This is a genomic window from uncultured Tenacibaculum sp., from assembly GCF_947494125.1.
In the GTDB taxonomy this organism is placed as follows: Bacteria; Bacteroidota; Bacteroidia; order Flavobacteriales; family Flavobacteriaceae; genus Polaribacter.
On sequence record NZ_CANLTU010000002.1, the window covers coordinates 16,458 to 41,863 of the forward strand.

The 25,406-nt window shown below is 33.4% G+C and carries 24 protein-coding genes; 9 read left to right on the forward strand and 15 right to left on the reverse strand.

Features of this window, described 5'->3' with window-relative positions; all coding sequences use genetic code 11:
• Positions 1-14: 14 nt before the first annotated feature.
• From Q0881_RS03535 to Q0881_RS03545, 3 genes are read right to left on the reverse strand one after another with little or no spacing between them, the layout of a single operon-like run.
• A complete protein-coding gene (locus Q0881_RS03535) occupies positions 15-1,217 on the reverse strand; it encodes a restriction endonuclease subunit S (protein WP_299157061.1) in 1,203 nt (400 codons plus the stop codon).
• Positions 1,218-3,827, reverse strand: coding sequence for a type I restriction-modification system subunit M (locus Q0881_RS03540; RefSeq protein ID WP_299157063.1), 2,610 nt, complete (start codon positions 3,825-3,827; stop codon positions 1,218-1,220).
• A complete protein-coding gene (locus tag Q0881_RS03545; protein ID WP_299157065.1) occupies positions 3,796-4,002 on the reverse strand; it encodes a helix-turn-helix transcriptional regulator in 207 nt (68 codons plus the stop codon). Before Q0881_RS03545 ends, Q0881_RS03540 begins: the two co-directional genes overlap by 32 nt.
• Positions 4,003-4,444: 442 nt before the next feature.
• Here Q0881_RS03545 and Q0881_RS03550 point away from each other — a divergent pair, with 442 nt between their 5' ends.
• Positions 4,445-5,122, forward strand: coding sequence for a hypothetical protein (locus Q0881_RS03550; protein ID WP_299157067.1), 678 nt, complete (start codon positions 4,445-4,447; stop codon positions 5,120-5,122).
• 102 nt (positions 5,123-5,224) lie between these two features.
• Here Q0881_RS03550 and Q0881_RS03555 read toward each other — a convergent pair whose 3' ends face one another.
• The 3 genes from Q0881_RS03555 to Q0881_RS03565 all read right to left on the reverse strand — a co-directional run bounded on the left by Q0881_RS03555 (position 5,225) and on the right by Q0881_RS03565 (position 7,292).
• Positions 5,225-5,914, reverse strand: a complete 690-nt coding sequence (locus Q0881_RS03555; protein ID WP_299157069.1) for a hypothetical protein — start codon at positions 5,912-5,914, stop codon at positions 5,225-5,227.
• A gap of 65 nt (positions 5,915-5,979) precedes the next feature.
• The gene (locus Q0881_RS03560; protein ID WP_299157071.1) at positions 5,980-6,696 is read right to left on the reverse strand and encodes a DUF3307 domain-containing protein; all 717 of its coding nucleotides are present in this window, start codon (positions 6,694-6,696) and stop codon (positions 5,980-5,982) included.
• A gap of 2 nt (positions 6,697-6,698) precedes the next feature.
• Positions 6,699-7,292, reverse strand: coding sequence for a SatD family protein (locus Q0881_RS03565; protein ID WP_299157073.1), 594 nt, complete (start codon positions 7,290-7,292; stop codon positions 6,699-6,701).
• Between the two features lie 211 nt (positions 7,293-7,503).
• Between Q0881_RS03565 and Q0881_RS03570 the strand changes: the two genes are divergently transcribed.
• The 5 genes from Q0881_RS03570 to Q0881_RS03590 all read left to right on the forward strand — a co-directional run bounded on the left by Q0881_RS03570 (position 7,504) and on the right by Q0881_RS03590 (position 11,427).
• Positions 7,504-8,271: a DUF1963 domain-containing protein gene (locus Q0881_RS03570; RefSeq protein ID WP_299157075.1), complete on the forward strand. Its 768-nt coding sequence runs from the start codon at positions 7,504-7,506 to the stop codon at positions 8,269-8,271.
• 44 nt (positions 8,272-8,315) lie between these two features.
• Positions 8,316-8,846: a hypothetical protein gene (locus tag Q0881_RS03575; protein WP_299157077.1), complete on the forward strand. Its 531-nt coding sequence runs from the start codon at positions 8,316-8,318 to the stop codon at positions 8,844-8,846.
• A 91-nt stretch (positions 8,847-8,937) separates the two neighbouring features.
• The gene (locus Q0881_RS03580) at positions 8,938-9,888 is read left to right on the forward strand and encodes a DUF2157 domain-containing protein (protein WP_299157079.1); all 951 of its coding nucleotides are present in this window, start codon (positions 8,938-8,940) and stop codon (positions 9,886-9,888) included.
• Positions 9,876-10,952 carry a DUF4401 domain-containing protein gene (locus Q0881_RS03585; RefSeq protein WP_299157080.1) on the forward strand — a complete coding sequence of 359 codons (1,077 nt, stop codon included), beginning with the start codon at positions 9,876-9,878 and terminating at the stop codon, positions 10,950-10,952. Before Q0881_RS03580 ends, Q0881_RS03585 begins: the two co-directional genes overlap by 13 nt.
• Positions 10,939-11,427 carry a GDYXXLXY domain-containing protein gene (locus Q0881_RS03590; RefSeq protein WP_299157082.1) on the forward strand — a complete coding sequence of 163 codons (489 nt, stop codon included), beginning with the start codon at positions 10,939-10,941 and terminating at the stop codon, positions 11,425-11,427. Before Q0881_RS03585 ends, Q0881_RS03590 begins: the two co-directional genes overlap by 14 nt.
• 76 nt (positions 11,428-11,503) lie before the next feature.
• On the opposite strand, the gene argH is transcribed toward Q0881_RS03590, so the two are convergent.
• From argH to Q0881_RS03635, 9 genes are read right to left on the reverse strand one after another with little or no spacing between them, the layout of a single operon-like run.
• On the reverse strand, positions 11,504-12,781 hold the full coding sequence (argH, locus tag Q0881_RS03595) for an argininosuccinate lyase (protein WP_299157084.1): 1,278 nt from the start codon (positions 12,779-12,781) through the stop codon (positions 11,504-11,506).
• The gene (locus Q0881_RS03600; protein ID WP_299157086.1) at positions 12,765-13,850 is read right to left on the reverse strand and encodes a M20 family metallo-hydrolase; all 1,086 of its coding nucleotides are present in this window, start codon (positions 13,848-13,850) and stop codon (positions 12,765-12,767) included. The genes argH and Q0881_RS03600 overlap by 17 nt, the downstream gene beginning before the upstream one ends.
• On the reverse strand, positions 13,847-14,626 hold the full coding sequence (gene argB / locus Q0881_RS03605; protein ID WP_299157089.1) for an acetylglutamate kinase: 780 nt from the start codon (positions 14,624-14,626) through the stop codon (positions 13,847-13,849). Before argB ends, Q0881_RS03600 begins: the two co-directional genes overlap by 4 nt.
• Positions 14,623-15,564, reverse strand: a complete 942-nt coding sequence (locus Q0881_RS03610) for an acetylornithine carbamoyltransferase (protein ID WP_299157091.1) — start codon at positions 15,562-15,564, stop codon at positions 14,623-14,625. The genes argB and Q0881_RS03610 overlap by 4 nt, the downstream gene beginning before the upstream one ends.
• A complete protein-coding gene (locus Q0881_RS03615; protein WP_299157093.1) occupies positions 15,561-16,697 on the reverse strand; it encodes an aminotransferase class III-fold pyridoxal phosphate-dependent enzyme in 1,137 nt (378 codons plus the stop codon). The genes Q0881_RS03610 and Q0881_RS03615 overlap by 4 nt, the downstream gene beginning before the upstream one ends.
• The gene (gene proC, locus Q0881_RS03620; RefSeq protein ID WP_299157095.1) at positions 16,694-17,494 is read right to left on the reverse strand and encodes a pyrroline-5-carboxylate reductase; all 801 of its coding nucleotides are present in this window, start codon (positions 17,492-17,494) and stop codon (positions 16,694-16,696) included. Before proC ends, Q0881_RS03615 begins: the two co-directional genes overlap by 4 nt.
• A gap of 27 nt (positions 17,495-17,521) precedes the next feature.
• Positions 17,522-18,499: an N-acetyl-gamma-glutamyl-phosphate reductase gene (argC, locus tag Q0881_RS03625; protein WP_299157097.1), complete on the reverse strand. Its 978-nt coding sequence runs from the start codon at positions 18,497-18,499 to the stop codon at positions 17,522-17,524.
• Between the two features lie 3 nt (positions 18,500-18,502).
• Positions 18,503-19,681: an argininosuccinate synthase domain-containing protein gene (locus Q0881_RS03630; protein WP_299157099.1), complete on the reverse strand. Its 1,179-nt coding sequence runs from the start codon at positions 19,679-19,681 to the stop codon at positions 18,503-18,505.
• Positions 19,678-20,289, reverse strand: coding sequence for a GNAT family N-acetyltransferase (locus tag Q0881_RS03635; protein ID WP_299157102.1), 612 nt, complete (start codon positions 20,287-20,289; stop codon positions 19,678-19,680). The genes Q0881_RS03630 and Q0881_RS03635 overlap by 4 nt, the downstream gene beginning before the upstream one ends.
• Positions 20,290-21,094: 805 nt before the next feature.
• On the opposite strand from Q0881_RS03635, the gene Q0881_RS03640 reads away from it, so the two are divergent.
• From Q0881_RS03640 to ilvB, 3 genes are read left to right on the forward strand one after another with little or no spacing between them, the layout of a single operon-like run.
• Entirely contained in the window at positions 21,095-21,982 is an 888-nt protein-coding gene (locus Q0881_RS03640; protein WP_299157104.1) for a branched-chain amino acid transaminase, read from the forward strand.
• Between the two features lies 1 nt (position 21,983).
• Complete coding sequence (gene ilvD, locus Q0881_RS03645) at positions 21,984-23,660, forward strand: dihydroxy-acid dehydratase (protein WP_299157106.1); 1,677 nt, start codon at positions 21,984-21,986, stop codon at positions 23,658-23,660.
• A gap of 11 nt (positions 23,661-23,671) precedes the next feature.
• Positions 23,672-25,405, forward strand: coding sequence for a biosynthetic-type acetolactate synthase large subunit (ilvB, locus tag Q0881_RS03650; protein WP_299157108.1), 1,734 nt, complete (start codon positions 23,672-23,674; stop codon positions 25,403-25,405).
• Position 25,406: the final 1 nt, after the last annotated feature.

Here is a 25,406-nt window from a genome sequence, read left to right on the forward strand (position 1 = left end):
TTTTTTGAATAGAATTAGGTTAGCATTTTATCTGTACAAGCTTTTCTTATGTCTTGTATTTTTTTTATCTCTAAAAGATGAAGGTTTATCAGATAATCAAGATTTTTAAAGTATAAGCCGATCTTCTCTTGTTCAAGCGGGTCTTTAGGAATAAGAACTTCTATTTCGGATAAGTCATTTGAGTTGATAGCTGGATAACTTGTTCCAGTGCATCTTATCATAACTGACTTGACAAAACAGTCGTTTTGTACCAAGCTTAATAAAAAGTTGCTATCTATATTAGGTCGTAATTGAGCATAACCTGTAGAAAACACAAAATCATTGTCACATCTGTCATAGACATGATTGTTTTTCTGATAAGGTCTAACTGTTTGGTAAAATAAATCTCCTTGTCGAGCTAATCTTTGAGCCCGTGATGGAGCATTTGCTTTTTCTACCTTCTTGAAACCAATCATTTTTGTACCTGAAACTGATTCTAGGTCTACATATTTAAATTGATTTGGCAGATCGGATTTCGGATTAAAATCAGCAAGCTTATTTAGTTTAATTAATTTCCATGGTTCTTTAAATTGTTTAAAACGCAATTCAGGTGATTTAATATCCTCTCTAGGAAACATTTTTGACAGCATTGCATTTTTTAAATTTATTATTTTATAGTGCTTCTGCTCATGAAATTTTAGCTGTTGATCAAGCTGTTTAAAATATTTACCTAATTGATTTTGTTCAGTTTTTGAAGGATACTTTATGCTAATATTTAGAAAATCAGATTCATGAATTCTCCATTGACCATAAACGACTCCTTGCCGCCATCGAATCATTTGTTTGATAAAACTGTTTTTAGAAAATAGTTTGTCAATAAAATTTGAATCGGCTTTTTCCGTTGGTTGGAAAATACTGTAAACGGGTGAAATTGATGCTTTTCCGTAATTGTTCAAGCCTATTGAGCCAGTCTCTAAATTATTTGAGCTGTAAATAAAATCACCAGATTCAGTCTGTTTATACTTTTTATTGTCTTGGTCATTTACAAGGAATTCACGGTTATATCTTTCGCCCTTAGAAGCTACTCCTTTACCTGCAACAAATGCCATTAAAGGGTAATCAGCACTTTTTGCAGATTGAGTGTTTCTTTCTAAAAGTAAATCTTTTACTCTTCCAGTTACCCAATCATCATTATTTCTCGCAAAGCGAACTTCAGGATTTATATTGTTTTTTTTCATTTAATCCTCTCTATTTAATAATGATTTCAATTCATGCAAACCTTTCATATCAAACTCATTACCATCAAGTTCATCAATGAGAGATGACATAGTGCTTTCCGCTTTACTAATTTCAATAGCTACGTCAGAATATGTTGTTTTATATTTTTCTGAAAGCACTTCAATTTTTGCGGTTAGTTCATTGACAATAGATTTTGGGAGGTCATCCATAGCATGAATAATAGGGGACACCCACTTTAATTCTAGTAATGCATAGACTTGTTCATTAGTAAGGTTTTCAATTGTCTCTTTTGTTTTTAAATGTAGTTCCGCAGATTCTGATTTAAACTCCTTTTTTAGTTTCTTATCTTCAGCTATTAGTTTGTCGACTTCTAAGATTTTAGACTCATAGCTGTCATTTTCAAAAACACCGTTTTCTTTGAGTTCTTTCTTTAAGATTTTTGCCTCCCTAATCACTGCGGCATTCACAAACGAATCCTTAGCCTCATTTACTGTTTCTTCTTCTTTTTCTTCTTCAGATAGTAAATCGAGTATTTCTTCAAATTCAGCCTTTATTTCACCTAAACGATTTTCTTTTTTTTGTAGGGCATTTAATTCATTTTGTAAATAAGTTTCTTGAACTAAGCTAAAAGGCATGATTCGCCCAATCCAACCATCTTGTACTTCTTGTTCTTTACCATTTTTCTTTTTGATAACCATGTTTGGGTCAACCAATTTTGTAGACTCAAAACTTTCTGTTTGTATTATTTCTAAGTCCACTTTAATCACATCCCATTCATCAGCCAAAGCTTGATAAGCCTTGTATTTGTCAATAAGTGGAATGTTTACAAGTCTAGTGAAAATATCATCACTTAATACCGTCTTTTGTTTTGATACGTTAACGGCATTCATGTTGCTCAAGAGCTCCTCTTTTAGATAATTAGACAATGAACTAAATGAAATATTAAAGTTGTTTATAAACTCTTGAACACTATTTTGAATATTAATTTCGTCTCTAATATTGTCAACTTTTAAATCGAAATTAACTTCTGAATTTGCTGAGAATAATGATTCTTTTAAATCAGAAAATGTATTCCAATAATCATCAAGTTCATCTATTTCTTTTACTGGGATCCCCCCAAACATTGAAGCATAAATATCCCATGTTTCGGAGCTGTCAGAAGAATCAACATATCTTGGTATGTTTAGGTTGTATTCATTTTTACGTATTTCTTCTCTTTCAACAACTTTTGAAAACTTCACTGTAGTTTGGCGGTCACGAACGGTATCAACGATTCTTTTTATATCTGAAGCTCTTAGTTTGTTGTTTTTGGCATCTTTTTTAAATCCTTTAGAAGCATCTATTACTAAAATGTCTGTGTTTTCACGTTTCTGCTTTAATACAAGGATCACCGTTGGTATCCCTGTTCCAAAAAATATACTTGGTGGTAAACCAATAATGGCGTCAATATGATTGGCTTCAATCAGCTTTTCACGTATTACTCTTTCTTCACCACCACGGAACAAAACACCATGAGGTAAAACGATAGTCATTAGACCGTCAGGCTTTATGTGAAATAAGTCATGCAGTAAGAAAGCATAATCAGCTTTTGATTTAGGTGCAAGACCAAATCTTGAATAACGTGGGTCTGAATCTTTATTCGCTGGATCCCATTTTTGAGAGTAAGGAGGGTTAGAAACTACTGCGTCCACATACAAAGTATTGTAAGTGTGAACTGGATCGTTTTCATCAAAGTATGGCCAATCATCTTCTAATGTATCACCATTACGTGTAGCAATGTTGTTTGGTAAAATATCACGCATTACCAGATTCATTCTAGTAAGGTTATAGGTGTTTTTCTTTAATTCTTGAGCAAAATATTTGATGTTGTTTTTATCATCCATGTGTTTTGCTACACTGTTACCTATATTGATTAGCAATGAACCTGAACCACTACAGGAGTCATAAATTTGAATTTCTTTTCTGTCTTTTAAATGGTCAGCAACAATTTCAGACATTAAATATGAAACTTCATGTGGGGTATAAAATTCACCTGCCTTTTTACCTGCATTTGCAGCAAATTTTTCAATCAAATATTCATAAATGAACCCAAGTACATCATAGTCTTGTTTGCCATCCATTGGAATATTCTTAATCAGATGCAAAAGGTCGCTAATAGCTTTAGTTTGTTTGGCTGCACTATCTCCAAGTTTACTCAACCCTGTTTGTAGCGTATCAAAAATTCCTTCAAACAATTTTTTATGTGCTGGACTTATTAATCTGCTAAATGCAGAGAGAGCATCTCTAACGTTAGCAACATCAAAGTCTTGTTTCTTTTCAATCCATGTACTAAACAAGTCATCATAAGCTATAAAATAACCTATGTTCTTTTTGAAGTGATTTACTGTTTCTTGATCTTCTTCTGAAAGTGCTTTTATATCTTCTTCAGCAAAATCTTCCTTTCTAGCAAAATTCAATTGTTTGTCAGAAAGGTATTTGTAGAAGATAAAACCTAGTATGTAATCTTTATATTCATTCGCCTCAATCTTAGATCGCATTTGATTTGCTGATTCCCAAATTTTAGCTGCTAATTGTTGTTTATTCATGTTTATTGTCTTTGTTCGATACAATTAATTCTCTAACGTCCACGTCTAAAATTGTGGCGATTTCATTTAGCACTTCAAGCCGTGGTTGCTGTCTATTTTGCACATAACCATTCACCATATTGTAGCTTTTACCTAGCTTTTCAGCCAGCCAAGTTTGCTTAATACCTTTCTCTTCAAGTATTTGTTTTATTCTGTTCATGTTGTTTCAGAATTTAAAGAAGCTAATGTACTAAATTTAGGATCTAGTATATCGTATTTCGAGATATAAAGTGTTTGGAAATATTCATATTCTTTGTTTCAAACAAACGCTTCCAAACCTACTATTTAAAAAACGAATAGCTTTACGGAAAGCCCTATTTAAAGTAAGGTTTTACCGTATTTTATAGAAGTGAGCCTATTATAGGTTGTTAATTCTTAGGTTTAGTTGGTTTCTTTTTTATTGCATGCTCATAATTAGCCGTCTTATACCAAAATATCAGGCACTTATAGTTATTTTATAAAAACCAGTTGCTTAATTCTTCAAATTTGTAATGTACTACAAAACAAGCAGCACAATAGTATGGCTACGATGAGTTGTAATTATAAGGGTGGAATCCGAAAAGCCTGTATTAAATAGAGTAGGAAAACAATACTTACTTATTATGAGTTTAGCAACAGAAACTACCAAACCAATAACATTACTTTCTCCATTAAGATGGTATACAGGGTATTATTCGTTAGAAGGAACGGGAAGTGAAACACTAGCACAAGGAGCTTTTATACAAATTATTAGTAAAGCAAATCAAAACAGTCTGTTTGAAATTTCTTCTATAGCTATTTCTACAGATGGAGTGAATGTTACAACCTATACTTCAGGATTTACCATAGATAATATTCAGCATACAATAACGATTCCTAATGTTTGCAATATAACATTAGCAAAAAACAAGGATGTACGAGCAGTAGCATCATTAGTAGGAACTATTGATAACAAAACGGTAAAGGGGATGAATTATCTTAGTCCAGCACCACTAGAAATTTTGGCAGGATCATACAAAAACGTACAAGGGCATGAAATTTTGAGCATTGCAAAAAGTACGAATACCGATGGTCCTGTATTTGATATCAGTTTTAATTTTGCTGATGGACATGGAGCTACCGTGATTACTGAATATACGTACGACCCTACCATGTACTTGCTACGCTTTAACAAAACCTCAACGGAACCCTATACCTTAATGCTAGGAACTGGTGAAGGAAAAGGACTTGCTTGTTATGTAATTGGTGCAGGAAATCCTGCTGTAGATACGGTACTGTTTACCATACCTGGAGGGCAATAAGACGTTTTATTTTTAAAACCTAGCTGAAATAACGACTCTAAAATGAGGTTGCTTTTAATTGAGGAGCCTCATTTTTTTATTAGGGATACCTGTTGTTCCTTGCTATTGTTTTAATTCTTTTTCTATATTCTTTTCAACCATTTTCATTTCCTTAATAATTTGTTCATAGCGCATTATTTTAAATTTCCTAGTTCTATCTATGATAGCGAGATAACTTAAAATCTCCTTTTTCTGAGTTGTACTCAAGCTATTGATGTTCTTAATTTTATTTATTTTCCCAGCAGCGTCAAACTCCATAAAAGGGTGTAGTAATTTATTTATAGGTTGGTAATAGTTTTTAAAGAAACTAGTTTCGTCTACAGTGTGTATTTTTTCAATAATGCCATAATAATAATCGTAAAGAGTAATTATTTGAAATCGCAAAGCATCATTTTTAATTATTTTTAAACCAGACTCTTTAAATGATTCATAACCTGAATAATTAATAACTGGAGGGTATTCTGAAAATAGGTTTAAATAGTAGCGATTAATTGAATCCTTAGCCTGTTTTTTATTGGTTAATACGTTTCTTAACTGCTTATTTATATTTAAGCTAAACTTATGATGAATGTAATTTGCTTCGAAGTCTTTTAGATCTAAAGCGATTCCATTTTTTATTTCAGTTAAAATCTTTTGTTCAGTTAACGAACTGTTTTTATTTTCATTCCAATTACTTAACATAAAGGCTGAAAGGACAGCAATAAATATTGAGAGAAACTCAAAGATGTATTTTTTCCATTTTCTTTTTTTCATTTTCTTCTTTTTCAATGCTTAAGGTCTGTATTAATTTTAGTTCTTGTTAGTGGTAAAATTTCATTTTATAAGTGTTTACTGATGTATTGATACAATAAACCTATGGAAATGGCGAGCCCAAAACTAAGTAAAGTACCAATAAGTATGTATTCTGTTAGTTTCCGATCTTTAGCCCTGGAAAGGTCGCCAAACCTGAAAACAGATTTGGCTGCGATTAGCAAACCTATGGCACTCCATTGGTTTAATAAGATAAAACCAAACACAAACAAACGTTCTAAGATACCAATATATTTTCCGGCACTTTCCAAGGAATCTTCCGACTTGTCTTCTTCTAAAACCCATCTACTCATTATAATTTTCATAAGTATAGCCGATACAAAAGAAATTGTAAGAATAGCAAGTATAAGTAGAAGAAAATTAGGAGTATATAGTATTGAAAAAGCGATGGTATAAGGGGTATTTGCATATACTACAAGAGCTATAACTGCTAAATGCAATAGCTGATCTGCGGCAAATAAAAAAGGCTCGTTAACTTTTCTTTCTAGTTTAAGCTTTAGTAAATCTATGCCTAAATGACTAAGAACAATAATTAAAATAGACAGCCAGTATGTACTGTTAAATTCTAAAACCACCAGCAAGGCTAGTAGGTGTACCAAACCGTGTAGGTAAAAATATTTAGAGGCATAGGTTTTTTCTTGTTTTGCTTTTACCCAATGGGTAGGTTGCAAAACAAAATCTCCTAGAACGTGGGCAATTACTAATTTTAATACGAGGGCTATCATTGTTAAGTAATGTTTTTTAGGTAAAATTCATTCATGCTTATAATTTCGTCGTAGCCTCCTCTTTTTAGGGCTTCGCTTATATTGCTTTGCGACCTGTTAAGAAGGCTGGCCAAATCTTTTTGATTCTTTTCTGGGTTTTCTAAGGCGGCTTTTATAACTTTTGAAACCACGCTACTCCAATTGTCGGTAACTAAAAGCGATAGTTTAAACATGGTATTTAAGGTATTGTCTAGGGTAGTATTAGTGGATTTTATAGCTAAAGCATGTTTTTTTAAGCTTTCAAAACACTCGCCAGAGTTTACATAGGCACTACCGTTGGCCTCTGTTATTTTAGGGGAACTATAGCTTTCTTCTCCTATACCTATGGCGATTCTAACATCGTATGTTTTGGTTTGTTTTATGGTTGCTTTAATATGAATGGCAGCAAGTAATGCTTTTTGGGGGTCTAGTGCTAACTGAAAACTATCACCTCTAAAAATCTCCCAATCTTTGGGCTCTTTTCCATAGGTGTTAAGCGTTTCCTTTAATAGGTGTATCCAAGCCTCAACGTCTCCTTTTCTAGAATTAATGATGTCTCCTGTGAGTACTGCTACCATCTGTTGTTTTTTCAAATATATCTTTAATAAAGCAGATATGCAACAATATCTGTTGTAAAGCAGATAATTAATAATATCTGCTCTTAAGGAGATATTATAAGTTTGTTGAAGGAATATTTAGGTTACAATACAACGAGTTCTGTTTGCTGAATAATATATTAAGAGAGAAGTCAATATATTTGTTAGCTTAGATGAATAAAAAAATAGCTATATGATTCCTAACTTTTTGAAGAAATTTGAAACGGACTTAAAAGAATACGAAAGAGAATTTATTAAGATACTTGCAAAACCAAGAAAAGAAAAGCTTCTAGAAGATAACTTAGACTTAAAAGACAGTAAGTTTTTAGGGATTCCATTTTTCCCAAAAGAAAGAGACTACCCAAAAGATAAAAATGGAAAACCGATGGTATTAGTAGCACAACTCAATTTTGCACAAATACCTCCATTAGCCTTTTTTCCAACAGAAGGAATTCTTCAACTCTTTTTGTCGGCAACAGATTGGTATGAAGAGGATAGTGTAATTGTATACCATTCAAAAGAAGAATTAGAGAAAGAACCATTAAATGATTTTACCTTTCTAACAGTTAAGGATTACGAAGAAATGCCTGTTTTTAAATTGCATCAGCTGTCTTTTGAAAAAGGTGTAGACAAAGGAGGTTCGGAAGATTCACAATTTGATTATCTTTTTAACAATGCTAATTATTGGGATTTTACTGAAAGTTTAACAGGAGAACAAGAAGAAGCCTTTGGGGCATATTTCGATGCTACGGGACATAAAATAGGAGGCTATGCAGAATTTACACAATCGGATCCAAGAGACTGTGGTGCAGACCAACATGACGATATTCAAATTTTACAAATAGATGTAGATAAACACATAATGTTTGGAGACAGTGGAGTAGGTCATATTTTTATAAATAAACAGGCTTTAATAGCTAAAGACTTTTCAAAGGCTTATTTTTATTGGGATTGTTGTTAGCATTTATTTTATAGTTTACTAATAACAACATTATCACATATTTGATGAATAAATTACAAACAAAAGAGTTTATACCTATAGGAATTTCTATAGTTCTTGTTTTAATATCTATAGGAAATGTATTAATAACAAATACTGTTTTAAATAAGGCTCACTATTTTGGTTTTATACTTTTACTCTTATCGAGTATTTTGTTTTTTAGAAACAAGTATCTGTACAGATACTTGTTCGGAAGTACTATTCTCTTAGGCTTCATAGGACTTATTAATTTCTTTTATCTAACGATAACAGTTGGTTTTGGAGTGTTTCAAGTTAACCTACTGTATTTAATTCTTTTGTTGCTATTCATTACAACAGATGAGCTCATTTTGGAAAAGCTATTTCCTAAACAGCAATTAGGTAATGAAACTAATAAAACCAATCAAAAAGAATTAGAAAAGAAAGTAAATAGCTTTAAACAACAGTTTCAAAATAAAACAGAATCCGAACTCACTAAAATTGTAACGGAAACCAGTAGTTATACAGAAATTGCTAGAATTGCAGCAGTTCAAGTATTGAAAGAGAAAACTAAATAAAAGTTAAGAGTAACGCTTAGTTAAAAAATCAGTATTTTTAATAACCGTTAACCATTAAGTAGTATAGTTAACAAGTATTAAATAAAATTGAATGAAAGATATTGAAAGAGAAGACATTCAGATAATTGCCAAACATAGTAACTGGTCTGAAAAAAGTATTCAAAAGATACTTACTACGCATATTTACCACGACAAAGCAGCTTGGCAAAAGTTTTTGAGATTGTTTTTTGTTAGCTTAGGGGTGGGCTTTACCACAGCAGGAATTATTTTCTTCTTTGCCTATAACTGGGCAAGTTTGCATAAGTTTTTTAAACTGGGATTCCTAGAAGTGGGTATTATAAGTGCCACCCTAGTATTGGTGATAGCTAAAATATCACTAGACATAAAAAACATACTTCTTACGGGTGCCTCCATATTGGTAGGGGTGCTGTTTGCGGTATTTGGTCAGATATACCAAACGGGTGCCAATGCCTACGATTTTTTCTTGGGTTGGACCATGGCTATTGCTATTTGGGTACTCATTTCAAACTTTGCTCCCTTATGGTTGGTGTTTATAACACTCATAAACACAACAACGGTATTGTATGCAGAGCAGGTAGCACAAGACTGGTCTGAGGTTTTTGTACTTGCTTTACTATTCTGTATCAACGCCGCGTTTTTAATAGGGTTCTTGTATTTAAAGAACATAAATCCAAAAATAAAAGTACCTAGTTGGTTTACAAATTTGTTAGCCTTGGCAGTGGTGTTTTTTAGTACTGTAGGTATTACCACAGGGATTTTTGGTAGGAGTCAAGAAGCTTTTTGGGTATTGTTGTTGTTAACAAGTGCTTTGTATGCCATAGGAATTAGGTACGGATTAAAACATAAGGAGGTGTTTAACCTGTCAGTAATTGCATTTAGTTGCATTGTTATTAGTTGTGCACTGCTTATAAAAATAACAGAGGATGAAGGCATGATTTTCTTTATCGGCTTGTTTGTAATAGCTAGTGTAAGTATGGTTATAAAAACTTTAATAAGATTGCAGAAGAAATGGAAAAAATAACAAATAAACAGGCACTTTTAGATCGTATTCGCTTCGCAGAAGGCGCCGAATTTGAGTACAATGAAGCGGCTATTTTAGACGCCTATAAAGCGGCAGATGAAAACAAAGCGAGTTTAGCCATTAAAATATTGTCAATCTTAGGAGGGGTATTAGCCATGTTGGCATTTTTAGCTTTTTTGGTAATTTCAGGACTTTATAGTTCTGAAATAGTAATGACAGTTGTAGGAAGTTTATCTATCGCTTCGGCTATAGTAATTAATAAAATATCTCAAAAGCTTATTCTAGATACTTTTAGTATTTCAATATACATTACCGGCTTTGTTTTGTTAGCTTTTAGTTTATCAGAAATACATGTTGGAGAAAATAGTATAGCCATTATCATAGGTCTTATTGCCTTGAGTGCTTTGGTAATTACACAAAATTATATAGTGTCGTTTGTATCCATACTAATCCTCAATGGAAGCTTTTTATTTCTGCTATTAAATACGGAAGTGTACGATTTAATTCATGTATATATTGCTATAACAAGTTTTATTTTAACCTATGTATTTTTAAACGAAGCAAAAATAATTTCAGCAACAAAGAAGCTAGCCCAATTGTACTATCCTATTAGAATTGGTGTGCTAATCTCTTTTATAATAGGCGTGAGTATTGTAGGTAAAAAAGGAGGGCTACCACTTTCTCAAAATTATATATGGATTTCTTCTATTATATTTATTAGTATAGGAATGTATGTGGTAAGTATTATTGGTAAAATTAACGGAATAACAGCTGTAAAAACCAAAGGCATACTCTATGTGTTTAGTTTTTTAATACTACTATCAACATTGTTTTCACCCGCAATATCTGGAGCTATGCTACTTGTTTTACTTTGCTTTTTGGTTAATTATAAAACAGGATTTGTTATTGGAATACTAGCATTGGTCTATTTTGTATCGCAGTATTATTACGATCTAAGTTTTACTTTGCTTACCAAATCTATACTCTTATTGGTATCGGGTGTGCTGTTTTTAGCATGCTATTTATTCACCACAAAAATGCTAGGAAACAATGAAAAAATATAAATGGATACTCATATTGGTAAATTTAGTAGTAGTGCTAATACTATTTAATAGTTCAATTTTTAAAAAAGAAAAGCTATTGGCAGATGGACAATTGGTGTTGCTTGAACTAGCCCCAGTAGATCCTCGTTCGTTAATGCAAGGAGATTATATGCGATTGCGCTATGCTATTTCAAATACTGTAGAAACTGATAGTATTGCTAAAAGAGGCTATTGTGTGGTAAAGTTAAATGAAGAGGGAATAGCGAAAAAAGTTCGCATGCAAAACCAAAAGAACCCAATTAAAGATGGAGAGTTTTTAATACGTTATAATTTAATGAAGTGGGGAAGGGTAAGTATTGGAGCAGAATCGTATTTCTTTCAAGAAGGAGATGCCGAAAAATATGAAAAAGCAAAGTACGGAGGTCTAAAAGTAAATCAACAAGGAAATAGTGTTTTAATTGGTTTGTACGATGAAAACCGACAAAAAATAGAATAAAAAACCTTATTGTTTATCGTCTTAAGAGCGGATAACTTCAATTATCTGCTCTTAAGACGATATTTTAAATTGCAAGTTAACTATTTTCCATTTTTTGTTGAATACGTTCCAAGCATAAATTACCCATACTACCTATATGACTATGCTTTTTAGATCTATCGGGAATATAGGTTCCAGAAGTTACTTCATTGCCAATTTTTTGATAAGCTTCTCGAAAGGGCATGCCGTTTTCTACTAAGGTATTCATATTGTCTACCGTAAATAAGTATTGGTATTTATTGGCATTTAAATCAATATCCTTCACGATAACCTGTTGAATGGCATAATTGAAAACAACTAGAATCTCTTTCATGCTTTCAAGCGCCTGTAGCATGTTTTCTTTTAATAGCTGATAATCTCTATGATAGCCACTTGGTAAATTGTTGGTAATTAAAAGCATTTCGGTTTGCAAGGCCTGTATTTTATTACACTTACCACGAATAAGTTCAAAAACATCGGGATTCTTTTTATGCGGCATAATACTACTCCCAGTGGTAAGCGCATCAGGAAAGGATATAAAGTCAAAATTCTGACTCATATACAAACAAATGTCCATAGCAAAACGCGCTAGCGTATTTGCCAAACTCCCCAATGCCATGGAAAGGGTACGCTCGCTTTTTCCTCTGCTCATTTGGGCAGCTACTACATTGTACTTTAAAGTTGCAAAGTGTAGTTCTTTAGTGGTGAAATCTCTATCAATAGGAAAAGAGCTGCCATAGCCTGCTGCCGAACCCAAAGGGTTTTGATCTACTACTTTTAAAGCTGCATTCACAAGATATAAATCGTCAATTAAGAGCTCTGCATAGGCAGAAAACCACAAGCCAAAAGAAGAAGGCATGGCTACTTGTAAATGGGTATAGCCAGGTAATAATGCCTCTTTATGCGTATTAGCCAATTGGATAAGCGTGTTAAAGAAGCTTTTGGTTAAGCTGGTAATTTCCAACAAAGAATCTTTATAGTATAAGTGTAAAGCCACCAATACCTGATCGTTTCTAGAACGGGCAGTGTGTATTTTCTTACCTACATCGCCATATTGTTGGGTGAGCTCGTATTCTATTTTAGAATGTACATCTTCAAAATGATCTTCAATAACAAAAGTATTATTCTCAATTTGTACAAGCAAAGCATCTAAGCCTGTGAGTAATTGTTGAAGCTCTTGTGCTGTTAAAATGTTAATAGTATGTAACATTTTGGCATGGGCAATAGAGGCTAATACATCATATTTAGCAATGTGCAGGTCTATTTCTCTATCGTTTCCAACGGTAAATTGTTCTATTTTTTTATCTATGTTAATTCCTTTATCCCAGAGTTTCATGGTGTAGTACTTTATTTAATAGTTGAACATATAGTTGAATGCCTTCTTCAATTTCATGGAGGTAGATAAACTCATCAGCAGTATGAGATCGTTTACTATCGCCTGGACCTAGCTTTAAGGATGGACAAGACAATACCGATTGATCCGATAGGGTAGGAGAACCATAGGTTTTTCTTCCTAAAGCTATTCCTGCTTTTACCAAGTTGTGATGTATTGGAATGGATGAGGAGTTTAAGTGAATGCTACGCGGTAGTATACTATTACAAGGTGCTTCTTGTTGAAGAATTGAAACAATTTCTTGATTGGTATATTGGTCGTTTACACGAACATCTATTACTAAGGCTACCTCAGCAGGTACCGCATTGTGTTGTTTCCCAGCGTTAATTTGTGTAACCGTCATTTTTACAGCACCCAAGCTTTCAGAAGTTTTTTTAAACTTGTAGGATTCAAACCATTTTAAGACATCAATTGTATTGTAAATAGCATTGTTGGTATTGGGATGTGCAGCGTGACTTGGTGTTCCTTTTACTACTGCATCAAAAACAACCAAGCCTTTTTCGGCAATTGCTAATTCCATCAAAGTTGGTTCGCCAACAATCGCTACATCTATATTAGGAATAATAGGCAGCATGCTGTTTAAACCATTTGCACCGCTACTTTCTTCCTCTGCCGAACCTACAAATACCAAGTTGTATGCTAAGTTTTCTTGTGCATAAAAATGAGTAAAGGTGGCTAATAAAGATACCAAACACCCACCAGCGTCATTGCTTCCTAAGCCATATAGTTTACCCTCTTCTACAAGTGCTTTAAAAGGATTTTTAGTGTAGCCATTGTTTGGTTTTACCGTATCGTGATGTGAGTTTAACAACAAAGTAGGTTTGTGTTCATTGAAATGTTTGTTAACCGCCCATACATTATGTACCGATCTTTGAAAAGGTATGTTATAACGAACAAACCAATTTTCAAGCAAGGCTGCAGTTTCTTCTTCTTCAGAAGAAAAAGATGGCGTTTCGATGAGGTTTTTTAAGAGTTCTATCGCTTCAATAGTTAATTTATCGAGTGTTTTCATGAGGCTTGTATGGTGGTATGTTTAGAATTTTGTTTGTATAACATGCTTGGCTTTCCAAGGCATACTTTATGTACTTGATGGTCTATGGCGTGAAAGCAATTATTCAGTTTAGGCAACATCCCATTAGCTATACTTTGTTGTGCTAATAGCTCTTGGTAGGTTTCTTTGCTAAGATGCTCTATCACTGAATTGTCGTTTTCTACATTAATTAATACGCCGCTTTTCTCAAAACAGTAATACAATTCTGTTTTATATTGTTGCGCAAAACCAATGGCAAGCTCAGCAGCTATGGTATCGGCATTGGTATTTAGCAATTGTCCATCATTGTTATGCGTAATGGCACAAAAAACAGGTGCAATATTTTGAGTTAATAGTGTTTCAAGAACCGTTGTATTTACTTTAATTACATCGCCCACAAAACCGTAGTCTATTTCTTTAACAGGCCTTTTTACAGAAAGAATGGTATTGCCGTCTGCTCCTGTAAAACCAATAGCGTTACAGGTGTTTTTTTGCAATGTAGCCACGATACTCTTATTAATTTTACCAGCATACACCATGGTAATAAGATCCAAGGTTTTAGTATCGGTAATTCTTCTACCATCGGTCATTTGAACCTTCATATTCATTTGTTCAGCGAGTTTGGTGGCTAACTTACCACCACCATGTACCAGTATTTTGGGACTTTCTATTTTAGAAAAGTGATAGAGAAAGTCGTCCAAGGCTTTAGCATCGTCAATAATATTGCCTCCTATTTTTATTATTTTAAGTGTTTTCATGAGGATAGGTTTTCAATAATCTTCTTCAATACTACCTGAGCAGCAAAGGTTCTGTTATTTGCTTGTTGAATAACTACGGATGCATTACTATCTAGCACAGCATCTTCCACCACAACATTTCTTCGTACAGGCAGGCAGTGCATAAACTTTGCGGTGCCTACTTTTTCTTTGGTTAACATCCAACTGGGATCTTTCGAGAGTATTTTTCCATAGTCCGAATAGCTACTCCAGTTTTTTACATAAACAAAGTCGGCATTTTGTAAAGCCTTCTTCTGATTGTATTCAATGGGAATGTTTTTTGTTAGTTGAGCATCTAATTCATATCCTTTGGGATGTGTGATGGAAAAATTGGCATCTATTTCAGACATCATGTTTACAAAAGAATTGGCAACAGCATGTGGCAATGCCTTTGGATGTGGCGCCCAAGACAATACTATTTTTGGCTTCTTCTTTGTTTTTAACTCTTCAATGGTAATTGCATCTGTCAAGGCTTGCAAAGGATGTGCTACTGCACTTTCCATATTAATTACAGGAACAGAAGCATATTTAACAAAACTATTTAGTACCGCGTCTGCGATATCTTTTGGCTTGTCTTTTAACGAAGGAAAAGCCCTAACGGCAATAATATCTGCATATTGAGAAACTACTTGAGCGGCTTCTTTTATATGTTCGGCAGTATTGAAATTCATCATAGTTCCGTTATCAAACTCAAGTTTCCAAGAATCGTTTACGTTTAAGACCATTACATCCATACCTAAGTTCTTTGCGGCTTTTTCGGTACTTAATCGGGTTCTTAAACTTGCATTGAAAAATAACATTACCAGTGTTTTATGTTTTCCAAGCTCTTCATATAGATATGGGTTTTTCTTTAGCTGTATGGCTTCTTTAATAATTTCAGTAATGTTTTCAAGATCCTTTATGTTGGTGTATTTTTTCATTGTTGTTTGTTTAACTCGGTTTTTAATCCTTTAAAAAAGAAGTCAACATGTTGTTCTTTCAGTGTTAATGGCGGAAGAATTCTTAATAGATTCGGGTTCTTGGCACTCCCTGTAAATAAGTGTTGCTTATAAATGAGGTCTTTCCTTAATGTGGCTATAGGAAAGTCGAATTCTAGTCCTAACATTAAACCTCTTCCTTTTATATTTTTAATTTGAGGAATAGCTGCTGCTTTCTTTTTAAAGTATTCTGAAATACGAGTAGCATTGGCTAATAGTTTTTCTTGTTGTAAAACCTCTAAGACACTTAAAGAAGCTGCACAGGCTAAATGATTTCCGCCAAAGGTTGTTCCTAATAAACCATAAGAAGCTTTAATACTTGGGTGAATTAAAATACCACCAATAGGGAAGCCATTACCCATGCCTTTGGCCATTGAGATAATGTCTGGTTGAACCCCATGCTTTTGAAAGGCGAAGAAATCACCAGTTCTTCCAAACCCCGATTGTACTTCGTCTGCAATTAATATTGCTTGATACTTTTTACATAACTCAGCTAAATCTTGGTAAAAAGAAGTTGTACTTTCATCCAAGCCACCAACGCCTTGAATACATTCAATTATAACAGCACATACATCGCCTTTTTGTAAGGCTTTTTCTACAGTTGTTAAATCACCCAAATCACAAAATTCAACTTCTTGTTGTGCATTGATAGGTGCTACAATTTTGGTATTGTCTGTTGCGGCAACGGCAGCTGAGGTTCTTCCATGAAATGAATTTGAAAAAGAAAGTATTTTCTTTTTATTGGTATGAAAAGAAGCTAGTTTTAATGCATTTTCATTGGCTTCGGCCCCCGAATTGCATAAAAATAATTGGTAATTATTACAATTAGATTGTTGGGTTAATTCTTTAGCCAAAGCTTCTTGCAAAGGATTTTGAATGGAATTACTATAAAATCCTAAATCACTTAATTGTTTGCGTATGTTTTGAACATAAGTAGGGTGGGAGTGTCCGATGGAAATAACGGCATGCCCTCCGTATAAATCTAAATATTCAGTGCCGTTTTTATCGTATACAAAAACATCTGCTGCCTTTACAGGTGTAATGTCAAACAAAGGATATACATTAAATAAACTCATAACTGTTCCGATTTTATTGTATTTATTTTTTTGTAAGAAGTAACCATTCCTTGAATTAATGAAGAACTCAATCCTTGATGTTCCATTTCATTTAGTCCTTCAATAGTGCATCCTTTTGGGGTGGTAACTCTATCTATTTCTTGTTCTGGATGATTACCATTGGTAATTAATAAACTGGCAGCTCCTTCGCAGGTATGCATAGCGAGCTCTTGTGCTTCAGTAGCGTCAAATCCTAATTGAATTGCGGCTTGTGTAGTGGCTCTAATCATTCGCATCCAAAAAGCAATACCACTTGCACAAACTACGGTTGCTGCTTGCATTTGCGATTCAGGAATGATAATAGAAGTTCCCAATCTGTTAAAAATAGCTTCGGCCACTTTTATTCTTTCTAATCCTTGGATATTACCACATAAGCAAGTCATTGATTTTCCAACGGCAATGGCTGTGTTTGGCATGGCTCTAATAATGAAATTTTCCGTACCTATAACTTCTTCAATTTTAGCAATTGAAAAGCCTGTAATAGTAGAAATAATGGTGTGTTGTTCTTTTAATAATGGTTTTATTTCAGTTAATATTTGAGCAAAATGTGCTGGTTGTACTGCAAATAGAATAATATCAGAATTCTTGATAGCTTCTTTATTATCATTAGTTAAGAAGACGTTTTTATAAGCTTCAAACTCTTTTATGGATGCTAAGTTTCGTTTAGTTAAATACAAGGTGCTAATTGCATTAGTGGTAATAAGCCCTTTGGCTATGGATTTACCTAGATTACCTGTACCTATAATTGCTATTTTCATTTGTTTATTATTAGTTGTATGTTGTTGTTAAAAAAAAATTGCTTTTAGTTGTAATCCTTCAGTTTCTTCAAAACCAAATAGTAAGTTCATATTTTGAATCGCTTGTCCCGAAGCACCTTTTAATAGGTTGTCAATAATGCTTGTTACCAGTAGTTTATTTTCATGCTTATGTAAATGAAGCAAGCATTTATTGGTGTTAACCACTTGTTTTAAGTGTATTTCTTTCTCGGAGACTATTGTAAATTTTGCATCCTTATAATATTCCTGATACATGGCTTTTGCTGCTGCCAAGCTTCCTTCAAAATGCGTATAAGCGGTGGCAAAAATTCCTCTAGAAAAATCACCCCTGTTTGGCATAAAGACTAATTCAGTATTAAAATTATTGTCTAGCGTTTTTATAGACTCTTTAATTTCCCCTAAGTGTTGGTGGGTAAAAGGTTTGTAATAGGAAAAGTTATTGTCTCTCCATGTAAAATGGGTAGTAGGAGATAGGGAAGTCCCTGCTCCAGTAGCTCCCGTTACTGCATTTATATGTACATCATTATTTAATAAACCTGATTTTGCTAATGGTAATAAAGCAAGTTGAATAGCAGTAGCAAAACACCCTGGATTCGCAATATGATTCGCTTTTTGAATGTTTTCTTTTTGTAGTTCTGGTAAACCGTATACAAAATCTCTTTTTTGAAAAACGCTGTCTTTGTTTAATCTAAAATCATTTCCTAAATCAATGATTTTGGTGGTATTTGAAAATGAATTATTCTCTAAGAACTTCTTTGAGTTTCCATGACCTAAGCATAAAAACAACACATCTACCTGTGTGTTGACGATATCTGTAAAAGACATTGCTAAAGAACCTTCTAAATCTTGATGAATGTCACTGATTTTATTTCCTGCATTAGAAGTGCTATACACAAAATTTAAACTTGCTTTTGAATGCAGCATCAATAATCTAATCAATTCTCCTGCGGTATAACCTGCGCCACCTATAATTCCTACTTGTATCATTTATTAAGAATTTACTTGTTGATATATTTTGTTTTGATTTCCTAAGATTTTAATAAACCCTTTGGCCTCATCTGAAGTCCAACTGTTATTTTCCTCTCCATAACTTCCAAACTTAGCATTCATTAAATCGTATTTAGAGTTAATACCATCTAATTGAAAGTGATACGGTTTTAAGGTTAGGAATACGTCACCAGTTACTTTCTTTTGACTACTGGTTAAGAAGGCCTCAATATTTCTCATCACTGGATCTAAATACTGACCTTCGTGTAAATGCATTCCGTAAAAACTAGTTAGGTATTCTTTATGCTGCAATTGCCATTTGGTAAGTGTGTGTTTTTCTAATAAATGATGTGCCTTTATTATTATTAATGCAGCAGCAGCTTCAAAACCAACACGTCCTTTAATTCCAACAATGGTATCTCCAACATGAATGTCTCTTCCAATAGCATAAGAACTAGCAAGTTTATTTAGTTTTTGAATATTTTTTTCTGGAGTATCATATACAGTATTGAATGCAACGAATTCGCCATTTTTAAAAGTTAGTTTTACCTGTTCTTCTCCTGTTCTTTCTAATTGAGAAGGATAGGCTTTTTCTGGCAACGCTTTATGGGAAGTTAAGGTCTCTTCACCGCCAACACTAGTTCCCCAAAGCCCTTTGTTTATAGAATATTTAGCTTTTTCCCAAGAGAGCTCAATCCCATTGTCTTTTAAGTATTTAATTTCTTTTTGTCTCGATAATTGTTGTTCTCTTATTGGAGTTATAATTTGAATATCTGGAGTAATAGTTTGAAAGATCATATCAAAACGTACCTGATCATTTCCTGCACCAGTACTTCCATGAGCAATATATTTAGCTCCAATGCTTTTGGCATAATTAGCAATTTCAATTGCTTGAATTATTCTTTCAGCACTTACTGATAAAGGGTAGGTATTGTTTTTCAATACGTTTCCAAAGATGAGGTATTTTACTACCTTTTGATAAAATGTAGTAACAGCATTGATATTTTTATAGGTTGAAACGCCCATTTTATAGGCATTAGCTTCAATGTTTGTAATTTCTTTTTGAGTGAAGCCTCCTGTATTTACACTAACTGCATGTACTTCATATCCAGCTTTAGATAAGCTAACGGCGCAATAGGAAGTATCTAAACCTCCACTATATGCAATGACTAATTTTTTCATTTTTTATCTTTTTTTAAATAGATGCTTTCCTTGATTCTCTTTAATCGTTGAAAAACCTTCTCTTTAATTTTTATCTTATTATTTGTTGTTGATGGATCGTATAACATACCAGTACATAAGCACATTTGTTGTTTTGTTCTTTGTAGCACATCGTAGTTTTTGCAGGTTTGACAACCTTTCCAAAAGGATTGATCGTTTGTTAATTCAGAAAAAGTAACGGGCTTGTATCCTAAATCGCTATTTAGTTTCATAACAGCTAATCCTGTAGTAATTGAAAATACTTTAGCATTTGGGAACTTGGTTCTAGAGTGTTTAAAAACTATTGCTTTAATTTTTTTAGCAAGTCCAATTCCTCTATAATCAGGATGTACAATTAGTCCAGAATTCGCAACAAATTTGCCATGACTCCATGCTTCGATATAACAAAAACCAGCAAATTTATCTCCGTCTAAAGCTATTACAGCGTTGCTGTTTTCTAGTTTTGTAATAATATATTCAGGTTTACGCTTAGCAATACCTGTACCTCTAACTTGAGCAGCTTCATCAATTGTTTGACAAATGATATCAGCATATACTGTATGTGATTTATCAGCAATAACAATTTTCATTGTTTTTGATTTTAAATTAAAATGTTTGTAAAATGGATTGTTTTTGAAAGAAGAACCGGACACACCTAGGTTCAATAATTGATTAACACCCTGACGGGCGACGGCGGAAAATAGGGCGTACAACAACTGGGCTATTCGAAGGAATAACTACAGGTAAAATTGATATGAAATTGAAATTGTACAAGAAATAAAAAAATAAAAATTACGTATATAAAGAATGCTTTGTTTGCTTTTAGCTGCGACGGCGTAAGCGAACAAATGTACTGGGAACAGTACTACGTATTTTATTTTTTAAAGAATTCATGTGGCAAACATATAAAATATATTTTACTTTTTTTGGAAATAAATTAGGATATTTAAAATATTATTCTAAATATTTGTGACATCAGATGAAAAAACAAATTTTAAATATCATTTCTATTATTGTCATTGTGATTATTTCACAGGGATAGAGGAATGCATTTAAATAATTATAAATTATAAAAAAAGGCTTCCTAAATTTAGGAAGCCTTTTTTAGTTAACAAGAATATGAGTCAAATTTTAAATATCGTAGTAGTCTTAATTATTGTCATTATTAGCTCACCACCGAGTTGATACAGATAATTATTGCTATACAATAAAGCCTGTGTCAATTTAGATGCAGGCTTTTTTTTGTATTGAATATTAGAATTAAAACACCGTAATGACCTGTAAATCAATGAAGTAAACTTTAAGTCTATTAGGTGGGTGTCATTAAAATAGAGAAAAACAAGAATTAATAAAAAGACAATAAAATAATTTCGAACAGCAAAACAACTAAAAACAATGTATTACAAAGAAGATAGTATCATTTTTTATAATGGGAAATTTATCAAAGCAAAAGAAGCAAAAGAGAACCCTTATAGCCAAAGTTTACACTATGGAAACGGTGTTTTTGAAGGCATAAGAGCTTATAATACACCAAGTGGAACAAGAATTTTTAAATCAGAAGAACATTATAAACGCTTAAAGTATGGAGCAGAAGTAATGGATATTCAATTTAAGTATACAGAAGAAGAACTTACCAAAATAACGTACGAGTTGTTAGAACGTAATGCTTTAAAAGATGCTTATATACGTCCGTTAATAACTACAGGAGCAAATATGAGTTTGTTAACTTCTAATGAAACGAATTTAATTATTCAATGTTGGGAATGGGGAAAATACATGGGAGATAAGTTATTACGTGTTAAAACATCTTCGTTTCAAAGACCCAACCCTAAGGCATGTTTTGTAGAGGCAAAGGTCACTGGACATTATATAAATTCTATTCTATCTACAAATGAAGCTAAAAAAGAAGGATATGATGAAGCATTGTTGTTAGATATGAATGGAAATGTAGCAGAATGTTCAGGAGCTAATATTTTTATGCAAAAGGATGGAAAGTTATACACACCACCAAGAGGTCATATTATGGCAGGAATTACACGATCTACTGTAATTGAATTATGCAAAGAAGAAGGAATTTCTATTGAAGAAAAGCATTTTACGTTAGAGGAATTAAAAAATGCAGATGCTTGTTTTTTTACAGGAACAGCTGCTGAAGTAGTTGGACTACAATCTTTAGATGCATACGGATTTCCACTTGCATGGGAAAAATCACATGGATATCAATTAATGAAATTATATAAAGACGAAGTATTAGGCTTACGTCAAAAAAGAAAAGCAAGTTAAGATGGAATTGAATAAATTCAGTAAACAAGTAACACAAGACGATACACAGCCAGCAGCACAGGCAATGCTACATGCAATTGGTTTGTCTAATTCAGATTTACAAAAACCACTTATTGGAATTGCAAGTACAGGGTATGAAGGAAATCCGTGTAATATGCATTTGAATGATCTGGCTAAGTTGGTGAAAGAAGGAACACAAAACACCGATTTAGTTGGACTAATTTTTAATACGATAGGGGTTTCTGATGGGATTTCAATGGGAACTCCAGGAATGCGATTTTCGTTACCGTCTAGAGATGTTATTGCAGATTCTATGGAAACTGTAGTGCAAGCCATGTCGTATGATGGATTGGTAACTGTTGTAGGATGTGATAAGAATATGCCAGGAGCTTTAATGGCGATGCTTCGCTTAAATCGTCCGTCCATTTTAGTATATGGAGGAACGATAGCATCGGGATGTCATGAAGGAAAAAAGTTAGATGTTGTATCGGCATTTGAAGCTTGGGGAGAAAAAGTAGCAGGGAAAATTGATAATAAAGAATATCAAAGTGTAATAGAAAAAGCATGCCCAGGAGCTGGCGCTTGTGGAGGAATGTATACAGCAAATACAATGGCATCCGCAATAGAAGCTTTAGGAATGAGCTTGCCTTATAATTCTTCAAATCCAGCAATTAGTAAAAATAAAGAAGAAGAATGTGTAAAAGCAGGAGAAGCACTACGTGTATTATTAGAAAAAGATATTAAACCGTCAGACATTGTTACTAAAAAAGCAATGGAAAATGCGATTCGATTGGTAACCGTAATGGGAGGTTCAACAAATGCGGTATTGCATTTTTTAGCAATAGCAAAGGCAGCAAATGTGAAATTTACCTTAGAAGATTTTCAACGTATTTCAGATGAAACACCATTTTTAGCAGACTTAAAACCAAGTGGTAAATATTTAATGGAAGATGTACATCGTGTTGGAGGTATTCCAGCTGTACTTAAGTATTTATTACAAAAAGGGTTGTTACATGGAGATTGCTTAACGGTAACAGGAAAAACATTAGAAGAAAACTTAGCAGAGGTTCCTGATTTGACAGAAAACCAAGATGTTATAAAGCCATTAGAGACACCGATAAAAGCAACGGGGCATTTACGAATGCTATATGGAAATTTAGCTGAGGAAGGTTCGGTAGCAAAAATAACTGGAAAAGAAGGTTTGTATTTCTCAGGAAAAGCAAAGGTTTTTGAAGGAGAATATGCTGCAAATGATGGAATACGTGACGGTAAGGTAAGTAAAGGAGATGTAGTTGTAATTCGTTATGAAGGACCTAAAGGAGGGCCTGGAATGCCAGAAATGTTAAAACCAACCGCTGCTATTATGGGAGCTGGTTTAGGAAAAGAGGTCGCTTTAATTACAGATGGCCGATTTTCTGGAGGAACCCACGGTTTTGTTGTGGGGCATATTACTCCAGAAGCTCAAGATGGAGGAACAATTGCTTTGATAAAGGATGGTGATATTATTACAATTAATGCAGAAACAAATTCAATTGTATTAGAAATATCAGATCAAGAATTAACAAAAAGAAAAAATGAATGGGAAGCACCCCCATTAAAAGTTAACAGAGGTGTTTTATATAAATATGCCAAAACAGTTTCATCAGCATCTAACGGATGTGTAACCGATGAATTTTAATACCTGAAATTATGACCACAAAAACACAAACAGCATTTGTAATAGAGACAAAACAAAAACTGCATATTTCAGGAGCAGAAGCCGTCGTAAGATGTTTATTAGAAGAAGATGCAGATTTAATTTATGGATATCCTGGAGGAGCAATTATGCCAGTATATGATGAGCTGTATAAATTTCAAGATAAAATAAATCATGTACTTACGCGTCATGAACAAGGAGCTACGCATGCGGCACAAGGTTTTGCTAGAGTAACAGGTAAAGTAGGAGTAGCCATTGCTACTTCTGGACCAGGTGCAACCAATTTGATTACTGGTATTGCAGATGCGCAAATAGATTCTACACCAATGGTATGTATTACAGGACAAGTAGCATCTCATTTATTAGGTTCAGATGCTTTTCAAGAAACTGATATTGTTGGAATTTCTACACCTGTCACAAAATGGAATTATCAAATAACGAAGGCTTCAGAAATACCAGAGATTTTTGCAAAAGCATTTTACATAGCAAAATCTGGACGACCAGGACCTGTTTTAATTGATATAACAAAAGATGCACAGTTTGAAACATTCGACTTTGAATATGAAAAATGTACTTCTGTACGTAGTTATAAGGCAAAACCAGAAGTTAATTTAGAAGAAGTAAAAGCAGCAGCTACATTAATCAATAGTGCTAAAAAACCAATGATTGTTTTTGGGCAAGGAGTTATTCTTGGAGAAGCAGAGCAAGAGTTTAAAGCTTTTATTGAAAAAGCAAGGATTCCATCGGCGTGGACAATTTTAGGTTTATCAGCATTACCTACTGAGCATGAATTAAATGTAGGTATGGTAGGTATGCATGGAAATTATGCACCAAATAAATTAACCAATGAATGTGATTTATTAATAGCCGTTGGAATGCGTTTTGATGATCGTGTTACTGGGAGTTTAAATACCTATGCGAAACAAGCAAAAGTTATTCATTTTGAAATAGATCCTGCTGAGATTGATAAAAATGTAAAAGCAGATGTTGCAGTTTTAGGAGATGTTAAAGAGAGTTTAGCTGAAATATTACCATTCGTTAATAAAAATTCTCATGATGAATGGTTATCGAATTTTCATAAACTAGAAGCTGTAGAGTTTGATAAAGTAAAAAGAGAAGATTTATTTCCAACTAAAGAAGGCTTAACGATGGGAGAGGTTTTAAAGGAAATAAACAATGCTTCAGGTGGAGACGCAGTAATTGTTTCTGATGTTGGACAACATCAGATGTTTGCGTGTCGTTATGCAAAGTTTAATCAAACAAAAAGTAATGTTACTTCAGGAGGTTTAGGAACGATGGGATTTGCTTTACCTGCAGCTATTGGAGCAAAGATGGGAGTTCCAGATAGAGAAGTAGTTATGATTGCGGGTGATGGAGGCTATCAGATGACTATTCAAGAATTAGGAACAATTTTACAAACAAAAGCAGCCGTAAAAATAGTAGTACTTAATAACGAATATTTAGGAATGGTACGTCAATGGCAACAATTGTTTTTTGATAAGCGATATGCGTCAACAGAAATGACAAACCCTGATTTTGTAGCTATTGCAAAAGGTTATGATATAGCAGCAAAAAGAGTTACAAAAAGAGAAGACTTAGCAAAATCAGTTCAAGAAATGATGCAATCTAAAGAAGCATACTTTTTAGAGGTATGTGTAGAAAAAGAAAATAATGTATTTCCAATGATACCAACAGGAGCATCGGTTTCAGATATAAGATTAGAATAAT

Coding starts and splice junctions, on each gene's coding strand:
- Q0881_RS03635 (WP_299157102.1), bottom strand. CDS start 20,289: ATGAAAATTGTTATTGCTGATAAATCACATACAGTATATGCTGATATC.
- Q0881_RS03565 (WP_299157073.1), bottom strand. CDS start 7,292: ATGGTAGCAGTACTCACAGGAGACATCATTAATTCTAGAAAAGGAGAC.
- Q0881_RS03555 (WP_299157069.1), bottom strand. CDS start 5,914: ATGAAAAAAAGAAAATGGAAAAAATACATCTTTGAGTTTCTCTCAATA.
- argC (WP_299157097.1), bottom strand. CDS start 18,499: ATGATACAAGTAGGAATTATAGGTGGCGCAGGTTATACCGCAGGAGAA.
- Q0881_RS03615 (WP_299157093.1), bottom strand. CDS start 16,697: ATGAGTTTATTTAATGTATATCCTTTGTTTGACATTACACCTGTAAAG.
- Q0881_RS03585 (WP_299157080.1), top strand. CDS start 9,876: ATGGAAAAAATAACAAATAAACAGGCACTTTTAGATCGTATTCGCTTC.
- Q0881_RS03640 (WP_299157104.1), top strand. CDS start 21,095: ATGTATTACAAAGAAGATAGTATCATTTTTTATAATGGGAAATTTATC.
- Q0881_RS03610 (WP_299157091.1), bottom strand. CDS start 15,564: ATGAAAAAATACACCAACATAAAGGATCTTGAAAACATTACTGAAATT.
- Q0881_RS03590 (WP_299157082.1), top strand. CDS start 10,939: ATGAAAAAATATAAATGGATACTCATATTGGTAAATTTAGTAGTAGTG.
- argB (WP_299157089.1), bottom strand. CDS start 14,626: ATGAAAACACTTAAAATAATAAAAATAGGAGGCAATATTATTGACGAT.
- Q0881_RS03545 (WP_299157065.1), bottom strand. CDS start 4,002: ATGAACAGAATAAAACAAATACTTGAAGAGAAAGGTATTAAGCAAACT.
- Q0881_RS03600 (WP_299157086.1), bottom strand. CDS start 13,850: ATGAAAACACTCGATAAATTAACTATTGAAGCGATAGAACTCTTAAAA.
- Q0881_RS03575 (WP_299157077.1), top strand. CDS start 8,316: ATGAATAAATTACAAACAAAAGAGTTTATACCTATAGGAATTTCTATA.
- proC (WP_299157095.1), bottom strand. CDS start 17,494: ATGAAAATAGCAATTATAGGTACAGGTAATCTAGGTAAATCCATAGCC.
- argH (WP_299157084.1), bottom strand. CDS start 12,781: ATGAAACTCTGGGATAAAGGAATTAACATAGATAAAAAAATAGAACAA.
- ilvD (WP_299157106.1), top strand. CDS start 21,984: ATGGAATTGAATAAATTCAGTAAACAAGTAACACAAGACGATACACAG.
- Q0881_RS03535 (WP_299157061.1), bottom strand. CDS start 1,217: ATGAAAAAAAACAATATAAATCCTGAAGTTCGCTTTGCGAGAAATAAT.
- Q0881_RS03550 (WP_299157067.1), top strand. CDS start 4,445: ATGAGTTTAGCAACAGAAACTACCAAACCAATAACATTACTTTCTCCA.
- Q0881_RS03570 (WP_299157075.1), top strand. CDS start 7,504: ATGATTCCTAACTTTTTGAAGAAATTTGAAACGGACTTAAAAGAATAC.
- Q0881_RS03580 (WP_299157079.1), top strand. CDS start 8,938: ATGAAAGATATTGAAAGAGAAGACATTCAGATAATTGCCAAACATAGT.
- Q0881_RS03630 (WP_299157099.1), bottom strand. CDS start 19,681: ATGAAAAAATTAGTCATTGCATATAGTGGAGGTTTAGATACTTCCTAT.
- Q0881_RS03560 (WP_299157071.1), bottom strand. CDS start 6,696: ATGATAGCCCTCGTATTAAAATTAGTAATTGCCCACGTTCTAGGAGAT.
- ilvB (WP_299157108.1), top strand. CDS start 23,672: ATGACCACAAAAACACAAACAGCATTTGTAATAGAGACAAAACAAAAA.